Source organism: Thauera linaloolentis 47Lol = DSM 12138 (genome assembly GCF_000310205.1).
Classification (GTDB): Bacteria; Pseudomonadota; Gammaproteobacteria; order Burkholderiales; family Rhodocyclaceae; genus Thauera; species Thauera linaloolentis.
Genome location: NZ_AMXE01000133.1, coordinates 1 through 5,614 on the forward strand (window position 1 = coordinate 1; position 5,614 = coordinate 5,614).

Genomic DNA, 5,614 nt, shown 5'->3' on the forward strand with positions numbered 1-5,614 from the left:
CGGCGCGGCCGGCGGCGTTCGCGGCGAGGCGGGCCGGGAACTGGCGCGCGGGCGGGGTCAGCGGCGGCGTCGCAACACGCTCAGGCCCAGCAGGGTCAGCGTCGCGAACGCCGCGCCGCACAGAAAGGTTCCCCGATGGCCCCACGCATCCCACAGCGCGCCGGCGATCACGCTGGCCAGCAGCAGCGCCACGCCGGTGAGCAGGTGGAACATGCCGAAGGCCGTGCCGCGCAGTTCGGCCGGCGCGCTGTCGGCGATCAGCGCGCCGAACACCCCCTGGGTAAAGCCCATGTGGATGCCCCACAGCACGACGCCCAGTGCCAGCCCGGCAAGGCCGGGCACGAAGGCCAGCGTCAGGTCGGCGGCGATCAGGCAGACCATGCCGATCGCCAGCACCGCCATCCGGTTCATGCGGTCGGACAGGGCGCCGGCCGGATAGGCCGACAGCGAGAACGCGATGCCCATCAGCACCAGCACCAGCGGCGCCCACATGGGCGGCAGGCCGGCCTCGCCGGCGCGCAGGATCAGGAAGGCCTCGCTGAAGCGCGCCAGCGTGAACACCGCGCCGACGGCCACCACGCGCCAATAGCCCGCGCCCAGGCGGGCCATCGCCTCGCGGCTCAACGGTGTACGCGGCTGCGGCGCGGCAGGCCGTTCCGGCTCGCGCACGAAAACCAGCAGGACGCCCACCGCCAGAAATGCCGGCGCCACGGCGGCCCAGAACACGGTCTGGAAATGGCTCGCGGTCAGCCACATCAGGCCGATGGCCAGCAGCGGCCCGAGAAAGGCGCCCACCGTGTCCAGCGCCTGGCGCAGTCCATAGGCCGCGCCGCGCAGCGCGGGCGGCGTGACGTCGGCCACCAGCGCGTCGCGCGGCGCCCCGCGAATGCCCTTGCCGACGCGATCGACGAAGCGCGCGCCCACCAGCCAGTCCAGTGCGCCGGCCAGCGGAAACACCGGCTTGGTCAGCGCGCTCAGGCCGTAGCCCAGCGCCGCCAGCAGCTTGCGCTTGCCGAAGCGGTCGCTCAGCGCGCCGGAGAACACCTTGACCACCGAGGCCGTGGCTTCGGCGATGCCTTCGATCAGCCCGACGGCGAGCACCGAGGTGCCCAGCACCGTGACCATGTAGATCGGCAGCAGGGCATGGATCATCTCGGAAGAAATGTCCATCAGCATGGAAACGAAGCCCAGCGCCCTGACGCTGCCGGGCACGGCCTGCCAGCCGCCGCGTGGCGGCGATACGCTGTCAGCGGTTTTCATCGTGGGCCTCGAACACCTGTCTGGCATAGCCGTCCAACAGCACCTCGCAACAGGCGTGCGGCGGCCAGCGGCGCACCGCGGAAATCCAGCTTGCGCAGGTCGGTTTCTTCTTCCTTCTCGGAAGCTGCATCTTATGTGCATTCGATGCCGTGATGCCAGCAGGCTCCGGTAGGTATGCGGGAGATGCCCGGCCGCATGGGTATGGTGCGAGAGAAAGCCGAGCCGGGTTTCGGCCAGCGCCGACATGCCATGATGGCGCGCTCGAATGTCCGATGAAGCCGATGCGCTGGGCTCCTGCGCAGTCCGGCGGGCTGGCCGGCATCGCGAGCAAAAAACAAACCGAACAGTATTGGCCAGGAAGCGTCTCCATCAGGACTCGGGCTTTGATGGTCAGCCAGAGGGAAGGGCCTCGACCTTGATGGTCGAGCCGCAGGGGGTGGGCGCTGAACCTCCGCACGAGGGTCTTCTTGGCGACTTTCCAGGAGATTTCATTGAGGTGATAGTTGGATGTCTATAAATTTAGATATTGACATATAACGATATGTGGTTATGATGGCCATGTCACCCACCCAAGTCAAAGGAGTTCATCGTGTTGACACACAACCAAACCAATTCAAACCATGCCCCTGACAGCCAGTACGGTCATTTCATCGACAACCAGTCGGTTGACGGTGAAAGTGGCGAGACCATCGACAGTACCAACCCGGCCACCGGTGCATTCCTCACCAAGATCCCGCGTGGCACGGCTGGAGACGTAGATCGTGCTGTCCAGGCGGCTGCCCGCGCATTCAAGACCTGGGGCAAGACTTCTCCGGCTGAGCGTGCCAACGCGCTGCTGAAGATTGCTGATCTGCTCGAAGCCGATGCTGAGCGTTTCGTGGCGTTTGAGAGCATGGATGTCGGCAAGCCGGTCCGTGAGGCTCGGGTGGATGTGCCGCTGGCCATCGACCATTTCCGCTACTTCGCCGGTGCGATACGCAGCCATTCGGATGAAGCTTCCATGCTTGACCACCAGACGATGAGTCTGACGCTGAGCGAACCACTCGGCGTGGTCGGCCAAGTCATCCCCTGGAACTTCCCGCTGCTGATGGCTGCCTGGAAGATTGCCCCGGCGATTGCCATGGGCAACACGGTGGTGATCAAGCCATCAGAGATGACGCCAGTCACGATTTTGGAACTGGCAAAGATCTTCGCCAAGGTGCTTCCAGCCGGCGTGGTCAACGTCGTCACTGGCCTGGGAACGGAGGTTGGCCAGGCGATTCTCGATCATCCCCAGGTCGCCAAGCTCGCCTTCACCGGCTCGACGCGTATCGGTGAAGTCGTGGCGGCTGCAGCAGCCAAGAGGATCATTCCGGCTACGCTGGAACTGGGCGGCAAGTCGGCCAACATCATTTTTCCTGATGCCAGTTGGGATCGGGCTGTCGAGGCGGCTGCTCTTGGCATTCTGTGGAATCAGGGCGAAGTATGCGAGTCCGGCTCCCGCTTGTTCGTGCACGAGTCGATCTATGAGCGTTTCGTCAGCGAACTCAAGGAGCGCTTCGAAAAGGTTCGCGTGGGCAATCCGCTCGACCCCAACACGCAGATGGGGGCCCAGGTCAGCCAGATTCAGACCGACCGCATCATGGGCTACATCGAGCTGGCCAAGGAAGAAGGCGCCCGCATCCTCACGGGTGGTGAGCGACTGACCGGCGGTGAATACGATGCTGGCTTCTTCATCAAGCCGACGATCATCGTCGATGTGCGCAACGACATGCGCATCGCCCAGGAGGAGATCTTCGGGCCGGTCGTCACCGTGCTGCCGTTCAAGGATGAGGACGAAGTGGTGGCGCTGGCCAATGCTTCCGACTATGGCTTGGCTGGTGCTGTCTGGACCCAGGACATCAACCGTGCAATCCGTGTGGCACGGGCCATCGAAACCGGCCGTATGTGGGTCAACACCTATCATGACATTCCGGCCCACGCCCCGTTCGGCGGCTACAAGAAGTCCGGTCTCGGCCGCGAGACTCACAAGTCCATGTTGGACGCGTACAGCGAGAAAAAGAACATCTACATCAGCCTGAACGAAGCACCGTTCGGCGTGTTTTGAGTTCGATTCATCGCCAAAATTTTGTCCGATAACATCGAGATTTCTAGATATTTAGGAGTATTGAAATGAGTAGAGAAATACTGTTTGAAAGCACGCAGTTGGGGCCTTACACCCTGAAGAACCGGATCGTGCTTCCACCGCTAACCCGCTCACGCAGTTCCCAGCCGGGCAACATTCCGAACGACCTGATGGCCAGCTACTACCGTCAGCGGGCAGGTGCAGGCTTCATGGTCACCGAGGGCACGCAGATCGAACCACGTGGCCAGGGATATGCCTGGACGCCGGGTATGCACAGTCCTGAACAGGTTGAAGCCTGGCGCAAAATCACGGCTGCGGTGCATGCCGAAGGCAGCATCATCTTCGCGCAACTCTGGCACGTGGGGCGGGTTTCGCATAACTCGCTGCAACCGGGTGGTGAGGCACCCGTCGCGCCGTCGGCGATTGCCGCTGAAAACGTCAAGGTCTTCATTGAAACCGGTCCGGGCCAAGGCGCGCTCACAGAACCCTCGATGCCGCGTGCGCTGACAACTGCCGAAGTGAAGGAGTTGGTACAGCTCTACGCCCAGGCGGCCCGCAATGCACTTGATGCGGGCTTCGATGGTGTCGAACTCCACTGCGCCAACGGCTACCTCGTCAACCAGTTCATCTCCGCGCACACCAATCGGCGCACCGATGAATACGGTGGCCCCCTGCAAAACCGTCTGCGCTTCCTGCGCGAGGTGGTACAGGCCGTTGCGGATGTGGTCGGCAAGGAACGGCTCGGGGTGCGATTTGCCCCGCTGTTCGCCAGCACCGAAGAAGACCGCGTCTATCTGGGGCTGGTGGAGGATGATCCCCATGAAACCTATATCGAGGCCATCAAGGTTCTCGAACAGGTCGGGATTGCCTATGTCTCGCTTGCCGAGGCCGATTGGGACAACGCGCCAGAGCTGCCCGAGACCTTCCGAAATGATGTGCGCAGCAACTTCAGCGGCAAGGTTCTCTATGCCGGCAAATACACCGTGGAGCGCGGTGTGTGCGTGGTCAAGGCGGGCTGGGGCGATCTGATCGCGTTCGGTCGTCCCTTTATCGCCAACCCGGATCTGCCTGAGCGCATCGCCCAGGGCTGGCCGCTCAATGCAGTAGACCCGGCGACGATGTATGGCGGTACGGACAAGGGCTACACCGATTACCCCGCTTACCGTCCATAAGCAGTACTGGCCGCGTTCGCAGCTGCGGATGCGGCCAGTGACGCTGCACGCGTGGTGATTGAAGCCTTGAGACCAAAGGAGCCTGACAATGTATCAGCCAAGTACAACCCCTTATCAGCAGCACCAAGGGTTCGGTCGAACCTTCAAGGCCGGACATCTGAGCCTGGGGCTGTTTTTCCCCATCGAGGCCTTCCAGGGCGATACGCCGACAATGTCCAACCAGGTCGAGTTGGCCCGTCGTGCAGAAGCACTGGGCTTCTCCACGCTCTGGTTCCGGGACGTACCGTTGCGCGACCCCAGCTTCGGCGACGTGGGCCAGGTTTTTGATCCCTGGGTCTATCTGGGCTTCATCGCAGCACAGACGTCGACGATTGCACTGGGGACTGCGTCGATAGCGATCCCGCTGCGCAACCCGCTGCACACGGCCAAGGCGGCTGCGAGCGTGGACCAGTTGAGCGGTGGCCGCTTCCTGATGGGTGTCGCCTCGGGCGACAGACCTGTGGAGTTCCCTGCATTTGATGTTGACCCGGATCAGCGGGGCGACATTTTCCGGGAACACCTGGAAGTGATCCGCAAGGCTCAGCGCACCAGCTTCGAGCCGCTGCAATGGAGTCGTGGCCGATTGGAGAATGCTGACCTGATTCCGAAGCCCACCACGAGCGAGATTCCGTTTTTCGTGACGGGCAACAGTCGCCAGTCCATGGAGTGGATCGCGCGGGAGAGTTCCGGGTGGATCACCTATCCACGAGCACCGCAGTTGCAGAAGACGATGGTGGCGAACTGGCGAGAGGTGGTCGAAGCCCAATCCGGGGATGCCTACAAACCTTTTCTCCAGTCGCTTTACATCGACCTGGATGTGCGTCCGGACGCACCGCCGGTGCCAATCCATCTGGGCTACCGGTTGGGGCGAAATCATCTGCTGGCGCTATTGGAGTCGCTTGAGTCGATTGGCGTCGATCATGTAATTCTCAATCTCAAGTATGGCCATCGTCCGGCATCAGAAGTGAATTGCCCCGGGTTTTGCGGAGGCTGTTTTGTTTGAGTCAGGCAGGAAGGGCCTGCTCGCTGTGATTGCGGT

General features: G+C 62.4%; 4 protein-coding genes. 3 read left to right on the forward strand and 1 reads right to left on the reverse strand.

The genetic code is table 11. From position 1 onward, the window contains the following. Window positions 1-57: 57 nt before the first annotated feature. Window positions 58-1,260: an MFS transporter gene (locus tag C666_RS18265; RefSeq protein WP_004347618.1), complete on the reverse strand. Its 1,203-nt coding sequence runs from the start codon at window positions 1,258-1,260 to the stop codon at window positions 58-60. A 592-nt stretch (window positions 1,261-1,852) separates the two neighbouring features. On the opposite strand from C666_RS18265, the gene C666_RS18270 reads away from it, so the two are divergent. The 3 genes from C666_RS18270 to C666_RS18280 all read left to right on the forward strand — a co-directional run bounded on the left by C666_RS18270 (window position 1,853) and on the right by C666_RS18280 (window position 5,578). After that, window positions 1,853-3,346: an aldehyde dehydrogenase family protein gene (locus C666_RS18270; RefSeq protein WP_004347620.1), complete on the forward strand. Its 1,494-nt coding sequence runs from the start codon at window positions 1,853-1,855 to the stop codon at window positions 3,344-3,346. 65 nt (window positions 3,347-3,411) lie between these two features. Then, a complete protein-coding gene (locus C666_RS18275; RefSeq protein WP_004347622.1) occupies window positions 3,412-4,536 on the forward strand; it encodes an alkene reductase in 1,125 nt (374 codons plus the stop codon). Between the two features lie 88 nt (window positions 4,537-4,624). Further along, window positions 4,625-5,578 (forward strand): LLM class oxidoreductase, encoded by a 954-nt coding sequence (locus C666_RS18280; RefSeq protein ID WP_004347624.1) that lies wholly within the window; start codon window positions 4,625-4,627, stop codon window positions 5,576-5,578. Window positions 5,579-5,614 lie beyond the last annotated feature (36 nt).

Coding starts and splice junctions, on each gene's coding strand:
- C666_RS18280 (WP_004347624.1), top strand. CDS start 4,625: ATGTATCAGCCAAGTACAACCCCTTATCAGCAGCACCAAGGGTTCGGT.
- C666_RS18275 (WP_004347622.1), top strand. CDS start 3,412: ATGAGTAGAGAAATACTGTTTGAAAGCACGCAGTTGGGGCCTTACACC.
- C666_RS18265 (WP_004347618.1), bottom strand. CDS start 1,260: ATGAAAACCGCTGACAGCGTATCGCCGCCACGCGGCGGCTGGCAGGCC.